27 protein-coding genes are annotated in these 16,939 nt (G+C 70.7%); 13 read left to right on the forward strand and 14 right to left on the reverse strand.

Annotated features, from left to right (window positions below):
- Positions 1 to 440 precede the first annotated feature (440 nt).
- Positions 441 to 728, reverse strand: coding sequence for a type II toxin-antitoxin system RelE family toxin (locus ACR80Q_RS05705; RefSeq protein ID WP_435376610.1), 288 nt, complete (start codon positions 726 to 728; stop codon positions 441 to 443).
- Positions 725 to 1,021 carry a type II toxin-antitoxin system Phd/YefM family antitoxin gene (locus ACR80Q_RS05710; protein ID WP_435376611.1) on the reverse strand — a complete coding sequence of 99 codons (297 nt, stop codon included), beginning with the start codon at positions 1,019 to 1,021 and terminating at the stop codon, positions 725 to 727. Before ACR80Q_RS05710 ends, ACR80Q_RS05705 begins: the two co-directional genes overlap by 4 nt.
- A gap of 186 nt (positions 1,022 to 1,207) precedes the next feature.
- Between ACR80Q_RS05710 and ACR80Q_RS05715 the strand changes: the two genes are divergently transcribed.
- The gene (locus ACR80Q_RS05715; protein ID WP_435376612.1) at positions 1,208 to 1,507 is read left to right on the forward strand and encodes a hypothetical protein; all 300 of its coding nucleotides are present in this window, start codon (positions 1,208 to 1,210) and stop codon (positions 1,505 to 1,507) included.
- Positions 1,508 to 1,567: 60 nt separating this feature from the next.
- Complete coding sequence (locus ACR80Q_RS05720) at positions 1,568 to 1,945, forward strand: DUF1801 domain-containing protein (RefSeq protein ID WP_435376613.1); 378 nt, start codon at positions 1,568 to 1,570, stop codon at positions 1,943 to 1,945.
- 104 nt (positions 1,946 to 2,049) lie between these two features.
- Here ACR80Q_RS05720 and ACR80Q_RS05725 read toward each other — a convergent pair whose 3' ends face one another.
- The 7 genes from ACR80Q_RS05725 to ACR80Q_RS05755 form a co-directional block, all read right to left on the reverse strand.
- Positions 2,050 to 2,943 (reverse strand): MOSC domain-containing protein, encoded by an 894-nt coding sequence (locus tag ACR80Q_RS05725; protein ID WP_435376614.1) that lies wholly within the window; start codon positions 2,941 to 2,943, stop codon positions 2,050 to 2,052.
- 178 nt (positions 2,944 to 3,121) lie between these two features.
- The gene (locus tag ACR80Q_RS05730; RefSeq protein WP_435376615.1) at positions 3,122 to 3,724 is read right to left on the reverse strand and encodes a hypothetical protein; all 603 of its coding nucleotides are present in this window, start codon (positions 3,722 to 3,724) and stop codon (positions 3,122 to 3,124) included.
- A 78-nt stretch (positions 3,725 to 3,802) separates the two neighbouring features.
- On the reverse strand, positions 3,803 to 4,093 hold the full coding sequence (locus ACR80Q_RS05735) for a type II toxin-antitoxin system RelE family toxin (RefSeq protein ID WP_435376616.1): 291 nt from the start codon (positions 4,091 to 4,093) through the stop codon (positions 3,803 to 3,805).
- A complete protein-coding gene (locus ACR80Q_RS05740) occupies positions 4,090 to 4,374 on the reverse strand; it encodes a type II toxin-antitoxin system Phd/YefM family antitoxin (RefSeq protein WP_435376617.1) in 285 nt (94 codons plus the stop codon). Before ACR80Q_RS05740 ends, ACR80Q_RS05735 begins: the two co-directional genes overlap by 4 nt.
- Positions 4,375 to 4,464: 90 nt before the next feature.
- Complete coding sequence (locus ACR80Q_RS05745; protein WP_435376619.1) at positions 4,465 to 4,770, reverse strand: type II toxin-antitoxin system PemK/MazF family toxin; 306 nt, start codon at positions 4,768 to 4,770, stop codon at positions 4,465 to 4,467.
- Positions 4,771 to 4,791: 21 nt separating this feature from the next.
- A complete protein-coding gene (locus tag ACR80Q_RS05750) occupies positions 4,792 to 5,037 on the reverse strand; it encodes a ribbon-helix-helix domain-containing protein (RefSeq protein WP_435376620.1) in 246 nt (81 codons plus the stop codon).
- Between the two features lie 147 nt (positions 5,038 to 5,184).
- The gene (locus tag ACR80Q_RS05755; protein WP_435376622.1) at positions 5,185 to 5,706 is read right to left on the reverse strand and encodes a hypothetical protein; all 522 of its coding nucleotides are present in this window, start codon (positions 5,704 to 5,706) and stop codon (positions 5,185 to 5,187) included.
- Positions 5,707 to 5,732: 26 nt separating this feature from the next.
- Here ACR80Q_RS05755 and ACR80Q_RS05760 point away from each other — a divergent pair, with 26 nt between their 5' ends.
- The 4 genes from ACR80Q_RS05760 (at position 5,733) to ACR80Q_RS05775 (ending at position 7,650) form a co-directional block, all read left to right on the forward strand.
- Entirely contained in the window at positions 5,733 to 5,984 is a 252-nt protein-coding gene (locus ACR80Q_RS05760; protein WP_435376623.1) for a type II toxin-antitoxin system Phd/YefM family antitoxin, read from the forward strand.
- Positions 5,981 to 6,268, forward strand: coding sequence for a type II toxin-antitoxin system RelE family toxin (locus ACR80Q_RS05765; protein WP_435376624.1), 288 nt, complete (start codon positions 5,981 to 5,983; stop codon positions 6,266 to 6,268). The genes ACR80Q_RS05760 and ACR80Q_RS05765 overlap by 4 nt, the downstream gene beginning before the upstream one ends.
- A 203-nt stretch (positions 6,269 to 6,471) precedes the next feature.
- On the forward strand, positions 6,472 to 6,819 hold the full coding sequence (locus ACR80Q_RS05770) for a nucleotidyltransferase family protein (RefSeq protein WP_435376625.1): 348 nt from the start codon (positions 6,472 to 6,474) through the stop codon (positions 6,817 to 6,819).
- 216 nt (positions 6,820 to 7,035) lie between these two features.
- Positions 7,036 to 7,650 carry a recombinase family protein gene (locus ACR80Q_RS05775; protein ID WP_435376626.1) on the forward strand — a complete coding sequence of 205 codons (615 nt, stop codon included), beginning with the start codon at positions 7,036 to 7,038 and terminating at the stop codon, positions 7,648 to 7,650.
- 124 nt (positions 7,651 to 7,774) lie between these two features.
- Here ACR80Q_RS05775 and ACR80Q_RS05780 read toward each other — a convergent pair whose 3' ends face one another.
- Positions 7,775 to 8,035, reverse strand: coding sequence for a hypothetical protein (locus tag ACR80Q_RS05780; protein WP_435376627.1), 261 nt, complete (start codon positions 8,033 to 8,035; stop codon positions 7,775 to 7,777).
- A gap of 142 nt (positions 8,036 to 8,177) precedes the next feature.
- On the opposite strand from ACR80Q_RS05780, the gene ACR80Q_RS05785 reads away from it, so the two are divergent.
- The gene (locus tag ACR80Q_RS05785) at positions 8,178 to 8,537 is read left to right on the forward strand and encodes an immunity 53 family protein (RefSeq protein ID WP_435376628.1); all 360 of its coding nucleotides are present in this window, start codon (positions 8,178 to 8,180) and stop codon (positions 8,535 to 8,537) included.
- A 289-nt stretch (positions 8,538 to 8,826) separates the two neighbouring features.
- Here ACR80Q_RS05785 and ACR80Q_RS05790 read toward each other — a convergent pair whose 3' ends face one another.
- Positions 8,827 to 9,207: a type II toxin-antitoxin system VapC family toxin gene (locus ACR80Q_RS05790; RefSeq protein WP_435376629.1), complete on the reverse strand. Its 381-nt coding sequence runs from the start codon at positions 9,205 to 9,207 to the stop codon at positions 8,827 to 8,829.
- The gene (locus ACR80Q_RS05795) at positions 9,204 to 9,446 is read right to left on the reverse strand and encodes an AbrB/MazE/SpoVT family DNA-binding domain-containing protein (RefSeq protein WP_435376630.1); all 243 of its coding nucleotides are present in this window, start codon (positions 9,444 to 9,446) and stop codon (positions 9,204 to 9,206) included. The genes ACR80Q_RS05790 and ACR80Q_RS05795 overlap by 4 nt, the downstream gene beginning before the upstream one ends.
- A gap of 138 nt (positions 9,447 to 9,584) precedes the next feature.
- On the opposite strand from ACR80Q_RS05795, the gene ACR80Q_RS05800 reads away from it, so the two are divergent.
- A complete protein-coding gene (locus ACR80Q_RS05800) occupies positions 9,585 to 10,025 on the forward strand; it encodes a type II toxin-antitoxin system CcdA family antitoxin (protein WP_435376631.1) in 441 nt (146 codons plus the stop codon).
- Positions 10,026 to 10,045: 20 nt separating this feature from the next.
- Positions 10,046 to 11,212: an MFS transporter gene (locus tag ACR80Q_RS05805; RefSeq protein WP_435376632.1), complete on the forward strand. Its 1,167-nt coding sequence runs from the start codon at positions 10,046 to 10,048 to the stop codon at positions 11,210 to 11,212.
- Positions 11,213 to 11,409: 197 nt separating this feature from the next.
- Here ACR80Q_RS05805 and ACR80Q_RS05810 read toward each other — a convergent pair whose 3' ends face one another.
- Positions 11,410 to 12,048 carry a response regulator gene (locus ACR80Q_RS05810; protein ID WP_435376633.1) on the reverse strand — a complete coding sequence of 213 codons (639 nt, stop codon included), beginning with the start codon at positions 12,046 to 12,048 and terminating at the stop codon, positions 11,410 to 11,412.
- Entirely contained in the window at positions 12,038 to 13,294 is a 1,257-nt protein-coding gene (locus ACR80Q_RS05815; protein ID WP_435376634.1) for a sensor histidine kinase, read from the reverse strand. The genes ACR80Q_RS05810 and ACR80Q_RS05815 overlap by 11 nt, the downstream gene beginning before the upstream one ends.
- Before the next feature lie 174 nt (positions 13,295 to 13,468).
- Here ACR80Q_RS05815 and ACR80Q_RS05820 point away from each other — a divergent pair, with 174 nt between their 5' ends.
- The 4 genes from ACR80Q_RS05820 to ACR80Q_RS05835 all read left to right on the forward strand — a co-directional run bounded on the left by ACR80Q_RS05820 (position 13,469) and on the right by ACR80Q_RS05835 (position 16,746).
- Entirely contained in the window at positions 13,469 to 14,566 is a 1,098-nt protein-coding gene (locus tag ACR80Q_RS05820; RefSeq protein ID WP_435376635.1) for an ABC transporter permease, read from the forward strand.
- On the forward strand, positions 14,563 to 15,252 hold the full coding sequence (locus tag ACR80Q_RS05825; protein ID WP_435376637.1) for an ABC transporter ATP-binding protein: 690 nt from the start codon (positions 14,563 to 14,565) through the stop codon (positions 15,250 to 15,252). The genes ACR80Q_RS05820 and ACR80Q_RS05825 overlap by 4 nt, the downstream gene beginning before the upstream one ends.
- Before the next feature lie 150 nt (positions 15,253 to 15,402).
- Positions 15,403 to 15,762, forward strand: a complete 360-nt coding sequence (locus ACR80Q_RS05830; protein ID WP_435376638.1) for a helix-turn-helix domain-containing protein — start codon at positions 15,403 to 15,405, stop codon at positions 15,760 to 15,762.
- Between the two features lie 156 nt (positions 15,763 to 15,918).
- Entirely contained in the window at positions 15,919 to 16,746 is an 828-nt protein-coding gene (locus ACR80Q_RS05835; protein ID WP_435376639.1) for an MBL fold metallo-hydrolase, read from the forward strand.
- The last annotated feature ends 193 nt before the right edge of the window (positions 16,747 to 16,939 follow it).

Genomic DNA, 16,939 nt, shown 5'->3' on the forward strand with positions numbered 1-16,939 from the left:
TCCCCTTCTGCATCCTCGCGACGCGCCTCAGCGAGGAACGACGAACGCACCACCTCGGCCAGAGCGCGTCCCGGTAACCGATCGTCAGACGATGCCCGGGGTCAGACGGGTCCGCGCCAACGACGGTGCCGGCTACGCCGTCGGGGGCACTGGCGGCGGGGGCGTCCATCCTGACCTTCTGGAGCGGGCGAGCTCATGACGCACGGCGAGGCGAACGACCCAGTACGCGAGGGTGGCGATCAGGAGTGGCACGACGATCCAGAAGGTGGCGAGTACCGCGAAGAACGGGAACGCGGGTAGGAGCTCGGCTTCCGTCATGTCAGTCATGCCCGGCACGCTACTGATCGGTCCAGGCGGTTTCGCCAGTCGGCGATCCCTGAGCGGGGGTGAGAGCTGGCTCCTATGTGAGCGCCCCTCCGGAGCGGCCGGGATCAGCAGGCTCACGCCCGGTAGGCGTCTCGACGGTGTGCAACATCCAGGACGGACACCGTGTGCTCCTGCTCGTCGATCCGGTAGACGACGCGGTAGGTGCCGCGGCGGGCGGTGTGGCGGTCCTGCAGCGGTGCCCGCAGCTGCTTGCCGACCCGGTGGGGGTTGTCCAGCAGGGGGCCGATGACGAACTCGTAGGCGGCGAAGGCCGCTGCCTCGGGCAGGGCGTCGGTCAGCTGTCGTCGGGCGGTCGGGGTGATGACCAGGGTGTAGCGGTCGTCCCCAGACGACAGGCTCACGATGGGGCTGGGTCCCGACGGCCGCGCATGGCGGCGGCGAGGTCGGCTTCGGACTCCCCGAGACCGGCGGCGAGCTCGGTCTCAGAAGCATTCAGGCGGGCGACGGCGTCGCCGTCGGACAGCACCGCGATCGTCTCTTCCAGTGCCTCGAGGTCGGCCGGGGCGATGAGCACGGCCGAGGGGGTGCCGTGCACAGTGACGAGTACCCGCTCGTGCTGGGTGCCGACGCGGCTGACGACCTCGGACAGGTGCGCCTTGGCCTCAGCGAGGGACATGGACGTCGACGGACTCATAGTCATAAGTGTGACCACTGCTCGGCATCTTGTCCACCATGGCCGGTCGACCATCCCCTGCTGACGAGCGGTCGCGAGCACCGTTAGTCGGGCACGATGAACCATGGGTGGCCTGATCCGGCCATGTCTCCGACACTCGGGTGCACGGGCCTTGACTCCCGGCTAAAGCGGCACCAGCGTGTTGCGATGGTGGAGGCGCAGCAGGCAGTGGACCAGACCCCGTCGGAGGCGCACCTTGGCGTCGCGCGAGAGTCGGTCGCCTTCGTGCCGGCGCTGGGCTCCGCAGTCGCCCTCTCTCAGCTGCTGTTCCTGAACGAGGCCGGCCTCGGCCTCTGGGGCGCTTTCGCCTGCGGGATGGCGGCCATGGGTGCGTACGTGGTCAGGGAGAAGGGGAAGTGGCGGCGGCGCGAGAAGGCGCTCCAGACAGAGCTCGACCGCGCAGCGTCCGCGCCTGAGCGTCGCTCCGCCAGCCCCGGCCCTCACTGACCGGATGCCGATCCTCCTGCGACACCGATTACTCCGCGGGACCGCGACGGTCCGACGGTCGTGACTGCTGCAGACGTAGGCAAGTACTTGAACAACCTCGAACACCCCCATAAGGACGGCGTCCGGACGCTACGCGACGCCATCCTGGCGGCCGACGTCGGCATCAGCGAACACATCAAGTGGAACGCCCCCAGCTTCTGTTTTGGCGGCGTCGACCGAGCCACGATGCGACTGGCTCCCCGCGACGCCTTCCAGCTCGTCCTGCACCGCGGCAGCCGGGTCCGTAGCGACACGGCCGGCTTCCACTTCGATGACGGCACTGGCTTGATCCGTTGGGCATCCCCCTACCGGGGCGTGATCGACCTGGCACGACCAGATGTGCTGGAGCAGCACCTGACGGACGTTATCGATTTGGTGCGGCGTTGGGTCGTGAGCTGAGGGACCGCTCGAGCCGACTCACCGAGGACTCCGTCCACATGCCGATCCTCAGCCGGGGATCGGCGAAAGGGCGGTGTCGGCAACTGGCGGGCCTGTACTTCGCTCTAGGTGGTGATCGAGGACTCGGTGGTGATCGTGCCGCCGGTGAGTACGTCGACGCGCAGGCCGCCGCGGTGGATGAGTGGGCGCAGCAGGCCTGGGCCGGCGATCCGTTCGAGGTGGGCGCAGGGCTCGGCGAGCCGTAGTCCGCGGCAGCGGGCGTCGCCGATGCTGAACTCGCGGCCGACGAGGGCGTTGACGTCGATGCCGCGGGTGAGGATGTTCCTGCGGGTGCTGGCGAAGTCCAGGTGGGCATCGCGAGCAGTGAGCTCCTCCACGACCTCTGAGGCGATCATCGTCAGGTCGTAGCCGGGTCGGTGGCCGGCGCGGGGGCTGAAGGTGCCGGCGTTCACTGCGTAACGGTCGCCCTCCAGACCGCGTCCGGGCAGGGCGCGACTGCTGGTGAGGATCTGCATGGGTGCTTCGGCGGCGGGAGCGATCGCGATTCGCTCGACCGTCCCGGACAACCTGGTCCCGGGCGTGACCGGCGCTAGTACGGGGTTCAGCGATGCGACGGCGTAGGCACTGCTGATGTCGAGGTCCGCGGTGGCGCGCCCGAGCAGCGCGGGGTCCTGCGGGCTGAGGACCACACCGGGCGGGGTGCCGAACGCCAGCACCGCGACCTGCCGGCGCGGGCCGTCGGCGACGTCGCTGCCGCTGCCATCGGCCACGCCGATCCACCAGCCGGCCCATTGGAACGAGCCGGGCTCAGCGACGGGGACCAGACCGGAGCCGCGTCCGGCCAGCCAGCCCTTCCATGCGCCGAGCGCGTGCTCCACGGGCACGTCCTCCAGGCGGGGGAAGTCGTCGAGCGGAACCTCGGTGACGGACGAGAGGCATGCGGCGAGACCGCGCACGAGCGAGCCCGCTGCACCGCCGGGCAGGTCGGTCTGGATCATGTCGGCCTCCGGACCAACGAGGGATGAAGCAGGGCCTGGCCTGCAGAGCGCCGGTCCCAGTGTCGGGCGAAGTGGTGAGTCGCCGCAGCGCTGTCCGCCTGTCGCGCGGTCGGCAAAGACAGCGGGGCCAACGGCGAGCTGCGGTAGTCCGGCAGGGATCGCTACCTGGGGACAGTTCTTAGTGCTCTGCAGAGGCTTGCTCGGGTACCCAGCGGCCGGACGAGGTCTCCAGGTCCACGACGAGTCGACCTAAGGGTTTCGGCCCCTCGTCAGACCCGTCGTCGGCCAGGCTCATCGGGGGGAAAAGGGTGAAGGTGAGCACCCGCGCGTCTGGAGGCAGGGGCCACTCCCCGCGGGACCGATGGGTACTCGGACCACCCTCGAACGGGGCGATGGCGCCCCCGTCGTCACCGTCCCAGGGGAGAAGGACGTCGGCGTCGTACGTGATCCCGACCAGGTGGTCGAAGAAGGAGCCCTCCTCGGCCGACGGGGGGATACCTGGGACGAGCTCGTACTCCAGCGCGAAGGCGGGGTAGCCACTGCGTCCGGCCATGTCGAGGGCAATCTGCTCGGGGCTCCTGTACTCGTCCTCGCCGTCCTCACCGTCCTCGCCGTCCTCGTCGTCCTCGTCGCCCCAGGGCAGCGGTAGCTCAGAGGGTCCGCTCAGGCCCCGCGCGATAAAGCGGTGGCCCGGGAGGACCTCCCCGCAGTCGACGTCGAACGTGCAGAGCAACGGTGCCGCCTGAAGGACGTCCGCTCGTGACGGCAGTTGGTCGGCCATGACGCGATGGTGCACCACCAGCCCGGGGGTCGAGGTGGGAACAGGCGTTCTCGACTCCGGTTGTCAGCTGACGATCGGTTACCGGCGATACGCGTCGCGGCGGTGGGCCACAGACACGACCTGGACGACGAGGCGTCGTTCGATGATTCGGTAGAGCACCCGGTACTCGCCGCGGCGGGCCGACCACAAGGGCGCCAGCGGCTCGCGCAAGGGCTTGCCGACACGGTGAGGGTCGGCGCGGAGCGGGCCTGCGATGAACTCGAAGGCGGCCGCGGCGACCGCCTCGGGCAGCTGCTCCTCCAGGGCTCGTCTCGCTGTCCGGGTCAGCAAGACGTCGTAGCCGTCGTCACCGTCCGGGTCCGCGGTCACGACCGGAGGCGTCCGCGCTGCAGCATCGCGGAGCGGACTTCCTCCAGGGTCGAGGTGCGCGCGGCGTCGAGGTCATCGAGCCCGTCCTTCAGGGCCTGCACCTCCTCGGCACGGCTGAGGACGTCGACGGTCTCCAGCAATGCGTCGTAGTCCTCGGCGCTGAGGAGTACGGCGGCCCGGTCACCGTTACGGGTGACCTCGAATCTCTCGTGGGTGGTCACCGCGGACTCCACGAGCTTGGACAGGTTGGCCCGGGCGTCAGCCAGCGAGAGGGTCGTCATGTACAGGATTCTAGCGCTCGACTGGTCGTGTCAGTAGCCGATCGTCAACCGGTGTGCGCCCTCGCCCGAGGGGGCGGTGGCAGGTCGTCGCTACGGGATGAAGAGGTCGAAGGCATCGCTGATCGCACGGGCCAGCTCTGGCTCCTGGTCATCGAAGAGCAGCCCGATGCTCTTCCCAACTGCCTCAGCGGGGACCGTGGTGATGTTGTCGCAGCTGACCACGCTGTCGTGATCGAGGCCGTTGCGCGGTCCGACGTTGACCTCGCTGGTGATGCCGCGAATGGTGCTCGTGATCGGCGCGACGGTGACCCAGCGCAGCAGGTGCAGCTTCGATTGCCGGGTCAGTACGAGAGCGGGTCTGTTCTTGTCCAGTTGCACCACGGCGATGCTTCGCATGCTGGTCGCCGCTCTCCGGTGTCAGTCCAAGACCGGGTGGGAGGCGCGATCGTGGCCGTGGGGGTGGATGTCGGGGTAGAGCTCCTCGCCGCGTCGCGCGAGCTCGAGGAGCGTGGTCTCCTCAGCCTGGTAGCGCTGCTCGCGCTGCAAGCGGGCGATGCTCCTGCGGACGGCCTCGGAGCGGTTGGCGGCGCGGCCGGCTGCTACTTCGGCGTCCAACGCGGAGATCTCAGCGTCTTCCAACCGGATGGCGATCTGGGTAGACATGTCTTCAGGCTACCCCGGGTGTCAACCGTTCGGTATGCAGTCCCCGTGTGGTGGTCCGAGGTTCTCTCGCCCAAGTCCGCAAGCCGATCGGCTGCCGGGATCGGCTACAGCCGCCGCAGCCGCGGCGTCCGATCGGAGAGTCGCAGGTCAACGGCGACCGCCGATGTCCCCGTGCCAGTACTTCGCGTCTTCGCTCGTCGTCCGGAGGATGCTGTCCGGCCCTGAGTCAGCGGGCCAGAACTCGATCAGGTAGGTGTCCACGACGGCCTCGGCGAACTCGTCGGCACGCCCAGCGTCCCGGCCCCGAGCACTGACCCGAACCCGGTACCCGCCGGGAGGCAGGTCTAGGGTCCCGCTCGACTCGCCGGCCCACGAACACCAACCCGCCGGGACATCGGCCGGAACGAAGATCGACACCTCGACCACGTCCTCCCAGTCCTCGCCTGGCTCGGCGGGAGCCGCCCCCAACAAGACGACGCGCACCCTCGAGCCACCTGAGCGTCGGCCAAGGTTGACGTACAAGCCTCCGCCTTCAGCCGCACCTACGAGGCCGTTCACCTGCCCCGCGAAGAACTTGTCCCAGTCACCATCGAACCCGTCACCGCCCCACGTGAGGTCGAACTGGCCGTAGTCGGTCATGACGACCTGGTCCACAAGCACCTGACTCATGTGCCGAGTCTGGCAACCGGGAGCGGATGGCAACAGCGGATCGCACTCGCGACGCCACCTCCAAGCGGGTACTCGTCACCGTCCACGGCACCCCCTCGGCCGTGCTCATCGCTCCGGCCGACCTCGAGGCACTGGAGGAGACGATCGCGGTGCTGTCCGACGGCGACGCCGTCGCCCGCCTGAATGCTTCCGAGACCGAGCTCGCCGCCGGTCTCGGGGAGTCCGAAGCCGACCTCGCCGCCGCCATGCGCGTTCGTCGGGACCCAGACCCCTCGTGAGCCTGTCGTCCGAGGACGACCGCTACACGCTCGTCATCACCCCGACCGCCCGACGACAGCTGACTGGAGCCCTGCCCGAAGCAGCCGCCTTCGCCGCCTACGAGTTCATCATCGGCCCCCTGTTGGAGAACCCCCACCGAGTCCGCCAGGAGCTGCGAGCACCACTGCAGGGCCGCCACAGCGCCCGCCGCGGCACCTATCGCGTCGTCTACCGGATCGACGAGCACGAGCACACGGTGTCCGTCCTGGATGTCTCCCACCGTCGCGACGCCTACCGCGCCTGACCGCGCCGTTCCCGACGTCGCTACCCACGCAGGCCCTGAGCCCCTCGCACCAGCTGAGGATCCCAGCTTGCCGGCGGGGTCGATGGCTACCCCGGACCCATGGGACAGCCGACCGCCGCGTCGAGCCGGCTGCGTGCGGCCTTGGCTTCGAACCGGGGCGCGGTAGGCCTCCTGCTCAAGCGGTACGGCGCGGACAACTCCGCATGTTCGGTTCAGCGGCACGTGGCGATACTCGTGATGACAGCGACCTCGGTCTTCTCGTCGACCTGGCTCCTGGCTCCGGCGACGAGCTCCTCCGAGTCTCCGGGCTTGCCGAGGAGCTGAGCGAACTGCCGGGCGTGAGGGTCGATGTGGTGGCAGCACCGCTGTTGCGTGACGAGGTCTCGGCCACCGCCCTGGCGGACGCGGTGGCCGTGCGAGCCGTGCCGACGCAGACCGCCTCGAAGACATCCGGGCCGCGATCGCCCGCTGCATCGCTCACCGCGACCACGTCGATTTTGTTGTGTTCGGCTCGATGGCGTACGACGCGGTCCTGCGGAACCTGGCGGTGATTGGAAGGGACATCGTCGACAATCAGCTGGCGCCGCTCCTGGACGACATCGGCTGATCGTTTCGCGGTAGCCCCGCTGGGGCGTCCCCTGCGGAACGCAGGCCCCCAGGAGTCCTACGTCAGGGTCAAGTCCCTCCTGATGCGGTCGGGTACTACCCGATGCTCGAGCCGGTCGCGTCTCAGCGCTCCGACCGGGCCCCGTTCTTGGAGGTGCGCCATGAGCGCGCTACTTGTTGGATACGCCCGCTGCTCCACGGACCAGCAAGACCTGACCGCCCAGAGGAACGCCCTGCGTGACCATGGTGTCGAGCACGCCCGGATCTACGTCGACCATGGCCTGACCGGCACGAACCGCGAACGCCCCGGACTGCGGGAGGCACTCGCCGCCTGCCGCGCTGGGGACACGCTGGTGGTGACGAAGCTCGACCGCCTGGCCCGATCACTGCCAGACGCCCGAGCCATCGCCGACGAGCTGACCACGCGGCAGGTCAAGCTCTCGCTCGGCGGGTCGGTCTACGACCCGACCGATCCCGTCGGACGGCTGCTGTTCAACGTCCTGGCCATGGTCGCCGAGTTCGAATCTGACCTGATCCGGCTCCGCACGCGCGAGGGCATGAAGATCGCCAAGGCCAAGGGCCGACTGCGCGGGCGTCAGCCCAAGTTGACCCGTCGACAGGAAGCCCACCTTGTGTCCCTGGTGCACAGCGGCGAGTACAGCACCGCTGAAGTCGCCGACCTGTTCAGGGTCGGCCGGTCGACGGTCTATCGGGCCATCGACCGTCAGCGCGTCGACGCGCGCGCCGGCCTTGCGGAGGCCATGGCAAGGCGTTGACTCAGCGCCGCGCCGGGCGTCTCCGCAAGTCAACCCTGCGGAGAGGCCCGGCACCCCAGCACTCGTGCTGCTGCACTTGCGAGGCCGCGTGCCGGATACCGATCGGCATGTGCCAGCACACGAGCTACGGGGCGCGGCGGTCGTACGCGTCCGCGAGGTCACGCCACAAGGAGGAGACAACCTCGGGAACGTCGTAGTACCTCGTCACGTCGGCGGGAGGAACGGCCGAAGCGTCGGCGCGCTCCCAGGCCCGAGCGGCTTCAGCGACCTGCCTGGCCATCGTTCTCAACGTGGCGTCATCGGCGCCCGACGCCAGCGCCGACATGTAGGTCTGCTCTGCCGAGTCGTAACGCTCGGATGCTTGGTCGGGCGCCTCGTCGTTCACAGGCACAGCCTCCCAGGGTGGGGTCTGCTGCGCGTGGCAGAGCGTGTCAATGGCGCCAGGCGACCTGACCCCGGCCGCGTCCGTCGAGCATTCGGTCGGCCGTGAGCGATGGTGGTTCACGGAAACGACGTAGCCTTGGTCCATGGTCGAGCGGCGGTACTTGCCCATGTCCGATGGCTGGCAGGACGAAGCGCCGGGCACCCTGATGTGGTTGCAGGCCTGGTACGCGACGCAGTGCGACGGGGACTGGGAGCACGCTTCAGGCGTGTCCATCGAGACGCTCGACAACCCCGGATGGAGTGTTCGCATCGACGTGTCTGGAACGCAGGCGGAGGACCTTCCGTTGGAGGAGCTGGAGACGAACCGCAGTGCGCATGACTGGCTCGTCGTTCGCAAGGTAGAGAACTCCTTCGATGCTGCCTGTGGCCCGCTCAACCTGGGCGACGTGCTGCACGCCTTCCGCCTGTGGGTGGAGGGGCCACCCGCGATCGCCGACGCCTGAGGTAACCCTCCCGGCATCGCCGCGCTGCCTGAGCAGACCTCTGTCCATCGTCGATCGCCTTCTGGGTCGACGCAGATCGGACCTGGTCGGTCCTCGCCCGTCGCCGTCGGGCAAGCAGGAGCCGAATGCCGCGGACCACGGCCACCAGGAACGCGACGGTGGCGCCCAGAAGCAGTAGCGGGTAGTCGACGGCCCCATTGCCGGGGAGCAGGTTGCGACTACGACCAGCGCGACGGCCAGAGCCAGTAGCGCGATGACGGTTCTCATGGCGGGAACGTCGCGGCCTCGGCTACCGAAGCAGTAGTACGTCGACCGGGACGCCAAGGTCCGCCCAGACGCGGTCGGCCGTGAGCACCTGCGGCGGGTCGCTGCGTACCGCCAGGGCGAGGCAGCAGCGGTCCCCAAGGGACAGAGAACGACCGCCGGGGAGACCGCGCATGGCTCCGGCGAGTTCGGCGTCAGCTTCGGTCACTGGTGCCACCCGTACCCCTGCGGCGCCGAGCAGTTCTCGTAGTCGTGCGGAGTCGACGTCCTCATCGACCAGCTTGCCGATGACCTCGGCCAGGTTGGCTGCCCCCAGCACGGAGCCGGGTAGGGCGGCCATGACCATGTCGGTTCCGGGTTCGTCGTGCAGAAGGGCGAGGACGGCGGACGCGTCGAGCACCGTCATTCTCGGGCGGCTGCCTCACGCCGCTCCGCGAGAAGTTCCTCGACCAGCGAGCGAGAGGCCGGCACCGAGGCGGCCAAGCCTCGCAGCTCTGCGGCCGCGTCCTGCTGACGCTCCAGGACGAGCCGACGTCCCGCCAGGTGCAGGTGCAGGCGGTCACCGGGAGCCAGGCCGAGCGCGGCTCGGACGTCGGCAGGAATGACGAGACGGCCTTGCTGCCCGAGCACCAGCGTGGCATCCATCAGGCCAGTGTGGCACGACTCCTGGGGACATGCCACAGGCACCTAGCGTGCCGCTGATAACCGATCGTCAGCCGGCGATCAACAGTCGGGGACACCTCAACTGCCTGGGGCCTGTCGTGTGTTGTGACTCGACTGAACGTGTACCTCCCGGACGAGCTCGCAGCAGAGGCCAAGGCGGCAGGCTTGAACCTCTCTGCGGTGACGCAGGAGGCCGTGAGGCGCTCTCTCGCCCAGCGCTCGACCGACACCTGGCTCGCTGCCGTGCCGACCTCGTCCACGACGGCGCGGGTGGTGCACGAGCGCGCCGTTCGTCGGCGGCTCGCGGGTCACGCGCTGCTGTCGCCGGCCCTCCCGCCGACGGTCCGGTGTCGGGCAGGGCGGGCACCGGTACCGCACCCCCGGGGCCGAGAGGCTGAGCGCGGCCGCAGCAGCGCCTCCGTCCGTGGACGTCGTGGTAGCAGCACCGGACTCCCCTGGGCCGGATCAGTAGCCGGATCAGGGGCGCGCGGGTCAAGTTCCGGGGCCGGGCGCTGTGGGAGGCTGGGCTGCAGGATCGAAGGACACGGCCCCGGTGCGTGAGGCGTATCCGGGAGGAGCTCATGACGTTGTCCGCGGGTGGTCGGGTCGGCCTGGCCGGAGCTGCGGTCGTCGGGGTCGCGTTCGGCATGGCGCGGTACGCCTACGGCCTGACGCTGCCCGACATCCGGCAGGAGCTGGGCCTGTCCGAGCTGGTGCTCGGGCTCGTGGCCAGCGCCACCTTCGCGGGCTACCTGGCCGGCCTGCTGTGCGCGGGGCCCCTCGCCACTCGTCACGGGTCACGCGCGCCCACGACCGTGGGTGGGGCGTGCGGGGTGCTGGGGGCGGTCCTCGTGGCGGTCGCGCAGTCGCCCGGAGTGCTCGCCGTCGGTGCGGTCCTGGCGGGTGGCGCGGGGGGCTGGGTCTGGGCCCCCTACTCCGACATCGTGACGCGCTGGGTGTCGGCCCGGCAGCAGCCGCGGACCTTGGCCATCATCACGACCGGGACCAGTGGTGGCCTGGTCGCGCTGGGCGGCCTGGCTGCCTTTGCTGCGCTGGTGTCATGGCGCGCGGTCTGGGTGGGGATCGCCCTGGCGGCGGTGGTCGCCGCGGTCGTCAACCTCCGCCTGGTGCCGAGGAGCGCCCCGGAGCCACGCCCGGATTCACGGCAGGTCGGCTCGTCGCTGGTGCGAGCGTTGCGGGTTCCGGCCGTGTACTCCGTCGTCTACTTCGCGGTCGTCGTCATCTACTTCACCTACGCCGCAGACATCCTCGACCGTGGTGACCTCACACCCGTCGCGGTCCCCGTGCTGTACGTGGCCATCGGTGTCTCCGGTGTGGTCGGGGTGGCGACCGGGTCCCTCACGCGGCGTTGGGGCAGCCTCAGGGTCGCGGCGTGGTGCCTGGTGGTGCTGGCTGCGGCGCTGGTCCTGCTCGGCCTCGGCAGCGACTCCCTTGCGGCCACGGCGTTGTCCGCGTGCCTCTTCGGGGCGGCGTACATGACCGGGTCGGCGGCGCTTGCCGTGTGGACCGCCGAGCTGGTCCCCGACCGCGCCGCAACGGCGTTCACGGCCTGCCTCGTCGTGGGGGCCCTCAGCTCAGTCGCCGCACCCGGTCTTGCCGGTGCGGTCATCCCCGGCCTGGGGCTGGCGTCGTTGCTCGTCCTCACGGCCGCGGTGTCGCTGCTGAGCGGACTCGCCTTGCTGCTGCACGGAATCCTCCGGCACAGGGTCGTTCGCCGAGGGCAGTAGGTCCAGGTGCCTCGGCCGGTCCCGGGTCAGGGGAGGTCCTCACGCTGGATGCGGTCAGGCCGCGCGTCGTCGAAGGCGCGGGCCGGTGAGCCGGTCGGCTTCGGGGACGTCCTCGGGTGCAGCGCGGCTCTGAACCCCGGTGTCCTGTTCGGAGTCGTCGAGCGGAGCCGCGCGTCGGCCGACGCGGCGCTCCGGTCTCAGCGGCGCAGGATGCCGCGCTTGGTCGCGGCGGCGACAGCGGCGCTGCGTGAGTCGACGTCGAGCTTGGCGTAGACGTGGGCCAGGTGGGTCTTGATGGTCGCTTGGCTGAGGAAGAGCCGTTGGCTGATCTGCTGGTTCGACAGTCCCTCGGCGACCAGCTGGAGCACCTCGAGCTCACGAGGACTGAGTCCGCCTCCCGGAGCGCGGAGCCGTTCGAGCAGTCTGGTGGCGATCGCGGGGGCGAGGGCCGAACCGCCCCCTGCTGCGGTGCGGACCGCGGTGGCCAGCTCGTCGGGTGGTGCGTCCTTGAGCAGGTAGCCGGAGGCCCCGGCGGCGATCGCTTCCATGACGTCGGCGTCGGCGTCGTAGGTGGTGAGGATGACCACCCGGGGGCCGCCGGGCACCTGGGTGATGGTGGCGGTCGCTTCGGTGCCTCCCATGCCGGCCCCGAACTGCAGGTCCATGAGGACGACGTCGACCTCCCCCTCGGCGCAGCGCCGGACTGCCTGCTCGGCGGTGGAGCACTCCGCGACGACGACGAAGCCGGGCTCGGTACGCAGCACGGCGCGCAGCCCAGCCCTGACGATGGGGTGGTCGTCGGCGATCACGATCCTGATCTCGGCGTCAGCCTTCATGGCCGCCCCTCGGCGGGGGCAGGGGCAGGGTCACTGCCACTGCGGTCCCGTTCCCGGCCGCGGACTCGATGGCGAGGGTCCCGTTCAGGGCAGCGGCCCGGGCGCGCATCGCGGCCAGCCCGAAGCCGCGTGCCACCGGATCGTCATGGTGCGCACGCGTCCGTCCCCGGGTACCGGTGGTGATGGGCGGGTCGTCCGGGTGCGGGCTGTCGAAGCCGCGGCCGTCGTCGACGGCGTCAAGGGCGACCTCGGTGTCCATGTAGCTGAGCGTGAGGCGGATGCGGCGCGCGTCGCCGTGCTGGATCGTGTTCGCGACGGCTTGCTGGGCGATCCGCAGGAGGGCGATCTCGTGCCCGGTGGGCAGCGGGACAGCTGTGCCGGAGACGGTGACGTCCATGGGGACACCGCTGGTTGCGGTGGTGCGCCGGGAGAGCTGTTCGAGGGCGTGGCGCAACGAGCCGGACTCCAGGTCCGGGGGTGCCCAGTCGTGGACGAACCGGCGGGCCTCGGCCAGGTTCGCCACTGCCGCCTCCCGGGCGGTGACGACCTGCTGGCGAGCGGTGTCGGGATCGGCGTGGATGGTCCGCTCCGCGGCCCGTAGGAGCAGCTGGATGCTGGACAGCCCCTGCGCCAGGGTGTCGTGGATCTCCCGGGCGAGACGCTCCCTCTCGGCGAGGACGCCGGCGGCGCGCTCGGCGGCGGCGAGGTCGTTGCGCGTGGCGGTCAGCTCGGCGATCAGGAGCCGGCGCTGCTCGCTCTCGCGGTGCAGCGCCTCGTACCCGCGCACCGTCGCCACGACGACCGCCGCGCCGATGGTGGGACCCAGGACGCCACCGACCTGCAGGCCGCCGGCGTGCCACGCGGCACCGCCGACCGCGACCACGGTGGTCACGAGTACGGCCGGCAGACCCCACCGGCCCGCAAGGTGCAGCTGGAGGACAAACAGGGGGAAGGCGAGCCACACCGCGTCCGGGGTCAGGACCACCAGCCAGAGCCAGGCGGCGAGCAGGACCGTCAGCCACACGGCGGCCGCACGGACGGACCGCTTGACCACCGGCACCCACGCCCCGGCCACGTAGACGACGGCCGTCGCTGCCGCGGCCCACACGACGGCGACGGAGGCGTCGTCCGTCAGGCGCACCGCGCGCACGACGACGACCAGCAGGAGCACCCCGACCAGGGCGTGCAGGAACCCACGCAGCGTACGCAGCACCGGTGGCAGCGAGGTCGGGTCCAGAGGGTTCACGTCCAGTGAGCGTACGTCGCTCACCGACAGGCGTCATCGATCGAAAGGTTGAGCCGGCCTCACCCCTGCGGCGTCGGTGGATCCCCCTCGGGCTCGATGCGGTCCTCACCTCGCGCGGCGCACGCTGAGGGGGTCGACCTGCCGGTCGTCATCCGCAGACAGAAGGGACGCGACGTGTTCGTCGCCTGGAGAGACCTGCGCTTCGCGCGGGGCCGGTTCACGCTGATGGGTGTGGTGATCGTCCTGATGACCATGCTCGTCGTCATGCTCTCGGGCCTGACGGCGGGCCTGGGCCGGGAGAACACCTCGGCCGTCCTGGACCTGCCGGTCGACCACCTGACCTTCGCCGCCCCGCTGGAGGACGGCGACGTGTCGTTCTCCGACTCCACCCTCGAGGCCAAGACGTGGGAGCAGTGGGCCCAGGTCCCCGGTGTGGAGGCCGCCGAGCCGCTGGCGATCGTGACCACGCGCGCTGAGGGCGGGGAGCGGACAGCCGCCGTGTCGGTCTTCGGGGTGCGCCCGGGGTCACCACTGCTGCCGGAGACAGACGCCGGCCCGGCCCTCGAGGCAGGGACCGTCGTGCTCTCGGCCGGCGCCGCCGAAGCCCTCGACTCCACGACCGGGGCCACGGTCACCATCGCAGGCCGAGACCTCGTCGTCGGGGCCGTCGCCGGGGAGAGCTCCTACAGCCACACCCCGGTGGTGTGGGCGGACCTCACCGACACCCAGCCGCTGCTGCGCGTCGAGGACCCGACCACGCAGATCGCCACCGTCGTGGCCCTCGTCGCGGCGGACGTCGACGGTGCGGACCTGGCCGCAGTCGACGACCGGCTGGGCACGCAGACCCTGCCGCTGGGCGCCACGGCGTCGGCCATCGGGTCGTTCGCCGCGGAGAACGGCTCCCTGCAGCTCATGCGCGGGTTCATGTTCGTGATCTCCGCGCTGGTCATCGGGGCCTTCTTCATGGTCTGGACGATCCAGCGCTCGGGCGACGTCGCCGTCCTCAAGGCGCTCGGCGCCTCCACCCGCTACCTGCTGCGTGACGCCCTCGGACAAGCGGTGGTGCTGCTGGTCCTGGGGACCGCTCTCGGGACGGCGATCGCCGCCGGGCTGGGCGCGCTGGTCCGCGGGTCGGTGCCGTTCGTCCTGGACCCCGCCACGGTGCTGCTCCCGGCCGTGGTCATGGTCGCTCTCGGCGCCGCCGGCGCCGCCCTGTCCATCCGCCAGATCACGTCCGTCGACCCCCTGACCGCACTTGGGAGTGCCCGATGAGCCTGCACCTGACCGACATCACCCTCACCTACCCCGACGGCGCCGGGCGCCTCGTCGCCCTCGACCACGTCACCATGGCCGTGCCCAGCGGAACCGTCACCGCCGTCGTCGGCCCGTCCGGGTCCGGCAAGTCCAGCCTCCTGGCCGTGGCAGCAACCCTCATAAGCCCCGACCAGGGCACGGTCACCGTCGCCGGCACCCCCACCGCGGACCTCGACCGTGACGCCCTCACCAGGTTGCGCCGGACCCTGATCGGCATCGTGTTCCAGCAGCCCAACCTCCTGGGATCACTCACCGCCGTCGAGCAGCTCCAGGTCATGGCCCACATCGACGGCACCAAGCCGCCGGCGGCCCGGGAGCGAGCCCGCGAGCTCCTCGTCGCCGTCGGTCTGGAGAAGGAGGCCGACCGCCGACCGCACCAGCTCTCCGGCGGTCAACGCCAACGGGTCAACATCGCCCGTGCACTGATGAACGACCCCGAAGTCCTCCTCGTCGACGAACCGACCAGCGCCTTGGACCACGAGCGCGGCGCCGCCGTCCTGGACCTGATCAGCACCCTGACCCGCCGGCGCGGAACCGCCACCGTCCTGGTCACCCACGACCACGACCACCTCGAGACCGCGGACGCCGTCGTCGAGATGCGCGACGGCCGCGCGTGCGAGGTCCGCGCCGCCGCTCACGCCTGACCCGGTGGCATCGCCCCTGGGGACCGGCCACCGACGTCCGGACCGGCGCCCAGGGGCCACCTCGACGGCGACGACGGGCCGTCCCACAGGGGTTCGGCGAGCGGTGACCGGTCGGGGTGACTGCTCGCGCAGGTCCTGGTCATCCCGTTGGTGGCCGCTGAGCAGGCGGCGATGTGGCCCGAGGTGGGCTACCTCCGGTGGCCGTACACCGCGGCTGCGGTGGCTGCCGTCGTGTGCGTGCAGGTGGCGCTGGTGGCGATCTGGGCGCTGCTGGTCTCGGTGCTGAAGAACGGGCGCGCCAAGGCGGTCCGGTTCTCCACCCTGGACGCCATCTGCCGGGTCCTGGACTGCCAGCCCGGCGACGTCCTGCGCTGGGAGCCGACGGCGACCAGGACGACGCGGGTGCAGAACCGAGCCAGGACGCACGACGCGGCTAGCAGACAGCCCGCTCGGACGGCAGCCCGCGTGGCGACCGCCGCCGCCGTCCCCCGCACGTCACCCAGCGGCTGATGGAGGTTCGGGACCGATGACATCTCGGCCGACACAGCGTCTGACTCATCAGCGAGCCTGCCGGCGGCTTCCTGGACCGGCTCTCGACGAGGAGGGGACGCGCATGCACAGCGACGAAGGTCGGACGCTCGACGGTGTGAGCGCCAGGGGCCACGGATGCTGACGCAGGTGGCAGACGGCGTGCTCGTCCACCAGAGCCAACTGCTCCGGAACAACACGGTGGCCGTACAAGGCCGCTCAGGAGTGCTGCTGGTGGACCCTGGGATCACGGCTGGAGAGATGGGGTGCGTGGCCGGCGACCTACGCCGCCTCGGCCAGCCGGTGGTGGCGGGCTTCGCGACGCACCCGGACTGGGACCACGCCCTGTGGCACCCCGAGCTCGGCGAGGCCCCCCGACTGGGAACCACCCGTTGCGCGGCCTACCTGAGGCAGCTGCGGTCGGAGCCGGACTGGACCGCCCGACTGGCCGAGGGACTGCCGCCCGAGATCGCCGAGGAGATCCCTCTGGAGCTGTTCGGCCTGGTCACCGGGCTGCCTGATGAGATGAGCCGTGTCCCTTGGGACGGACCCGACGTGCGCGTTGTCGAGCACCCCGCTCATGCTCCCGGGCACGCGGCGCTGCTCGTCGAGGAGCGCCGAGTCCTCGTCGCCGGCGACATGTTGTCCGACGTCCTGGTCCCGATGCTGGGCGACGACGAGGACCCGGTCGAGAAATACCTCGCCGGGCTGCAGGTGCTCGAGGCGCTGGTGGACGACATAGACGTCGTCGTCCCCGGCCACGGGTCGGTCGGCGATGCCGGGCAGCTGCGAGCCCGGTTGGCGCTCGACCGGGCGTACGTGGAGGCTCTGCGCGATGGCGGACCACTGGACGACCCCCGCATCGGCCCCTCGGCGGAGCCCGGCTGGGAGTGGGTCGGTGACCTCCACGACTGGCAGGCCCGTGCCGTCGCCTCGCGAGGCGAGCGCAGCGTGGACCCGCGGTAGCTGTCGACCCACGGTCAGAGCCACCAGGCTGGGCGACGCCGTTCGTGTCATGCCGGACCGCGGCCGTCCCGTCGTCGAAGCAGGCGTCCACGACACCGCCCAGCCACGCCGCGTCCTCCTCGTCGACGAGGTCGTTGACGACCCTGATGACCGCGGCCAGCTCGGCCTCGGCCGCCGTGCCGAGCCATCGGCG

The organism is Aquipuribacter aurantiacus (assembly GCF_051216895.1).
In the GTDB taxonomy this organism is placed as follows: Bacteria; Actinomycetota; Actinomycetes; order Actinomycetales; family JBBAYJ01; genus Aquipuribacter.

Excerpts from the sequence above, each read along its gene's own strand:
- ACR80Q_RS05745 (WP_435376619.1), bottom strand. The coding sequence starts at position 4,770 with ATGCGAAGCATCGCCGTGGTGCAACTGGACAAGAACAGACCCGCTCTC.
- ACR80Q_RS05755 (WP_435376622.1), bottom strand. The coding sequence starts at position 5,706 with ATGAGTCAGGTGCTTGTGGACCAGGTCGTCATGACCGACTACGGCCAG.
- ACR80Q_RS05725 (WP_435376614.1), bottom strand. The coding sequence starts at position 2,943 with ATGATCCAGACCGACCTGCCCGGCGGTGCAGCGGGCTCGCTCGTGCGC.
- ACR80Q_RS05750 (WP_435376620.1), bottom strand. The coding sequence starts at position 5,037 with ATGTCTACCCAGATCGCCATCCGGTTGGAAGACGCTGAGATCTCCGCG.
- ACR80Q_RS05795 (WP_435376630.1), bottom strand. The coding sequence starts at position 9,446 with ATGGATGCCACGCTGGTGCTCGGGCAGCAAGGCCGTCTCGTCATTCCT.
- ACR80Q_RS05805 (WP_435376632.1), top strand. The coding sequence starts at position 10,046 with ATGACGTTGTCCGCGGGTGGTCGGGTCGGCCTGGCCGGAGCTGCGGTC.
- ACR80Q_RS05770 (WP_435376625.1), top strand. The coding sequence starts at position 6,472 with ATGTTCGGTTCAGCGGCACGTGGCGATACTCGTGATGACAGCGACCTC.
- ACR80Q_RS05785 (WP_435376628.1), top strand. The coding sequence starts at position 8,178 with ATGGTCGAGCGGCGGTACTTGCCCATGTCCGATGGCTGGCAGGACGAA.
- ACR80Q_RS05835 (WP_435376639.1), top strand. The coding sequence starts at position 15,919 with ATGCTGACGCAGGTGGCAGACGGCGTGCTCGTCCACCAGAGCCAACTG.
- ACR80Q_RS05810 (WP_435376633.1), bottom strand. The coding sequence starts at position 12,048 with ATGAAGGCTGACGCCGAGATCAGGATCGTGATCGCCGACGACCACCCC.
- ACR80Q_RS05715 (WP_435376612.1), top strand. The coding sequence starts at position 1,208 with ATGGTGGAGGCGCAGCAGGCAGTGGACCAGACCCCGTCGGAGGCGCAC.
- ACR80Q_RS05710 (WP_435376611.1), bottom strand. The coding sequence starts at position 1,021 with ATGAGTCCGTCGACGTCCATGTCCCTCGCTGAGGCCAAGGCGCACCTG.
- ACR80Q_RS05730 (WP_435376615.1), bottom strand. The coding sequence starts at position 3,724 with ATGGCCGACCAACTGCCGTCACGAGCGGACGTCCTTCAGGCGGCACCG.
- ACR80Q_RS05825 (WP_435376637.1), top strand. The coding sequence starts at position 14,563 with ATGAGCCTGCACCTGACCGACATCACCCTCACCTACCCCGACGGCGCC.
- ACR80Q_RS05760 (WP_435376623.1), top strand. The coding sequence starts at position 5,733 with ATGGCAACAGCGGATCGCACTCGCGACGCCACCTCCAAGCGGGTACTC.
- ACR80Q_RS05740 (WP_435376617.1), bottom strand. The coding sequence starts at position 4,374 with ATGACGACCCTCTCGCTGGCTGACGCCCGGGCCAACCTGTCCAAGCTC.
- ACR80Q_RS05775 (WP_435376626.1), top strand. The coding sequence starts at position 7,036 with ATGAGCGCGCTACTTGTTGGATACGCCCGCTGCTCCACGGACCAGCAA.
- ACR80Q_RS05790 (WP_435376629.1), bottom strand. The coding sequence starts at position 9,207 with ATGACGGTGCTCGACGCGTCCGCCGTCCTCGCCCTTCTGCACGACGAA.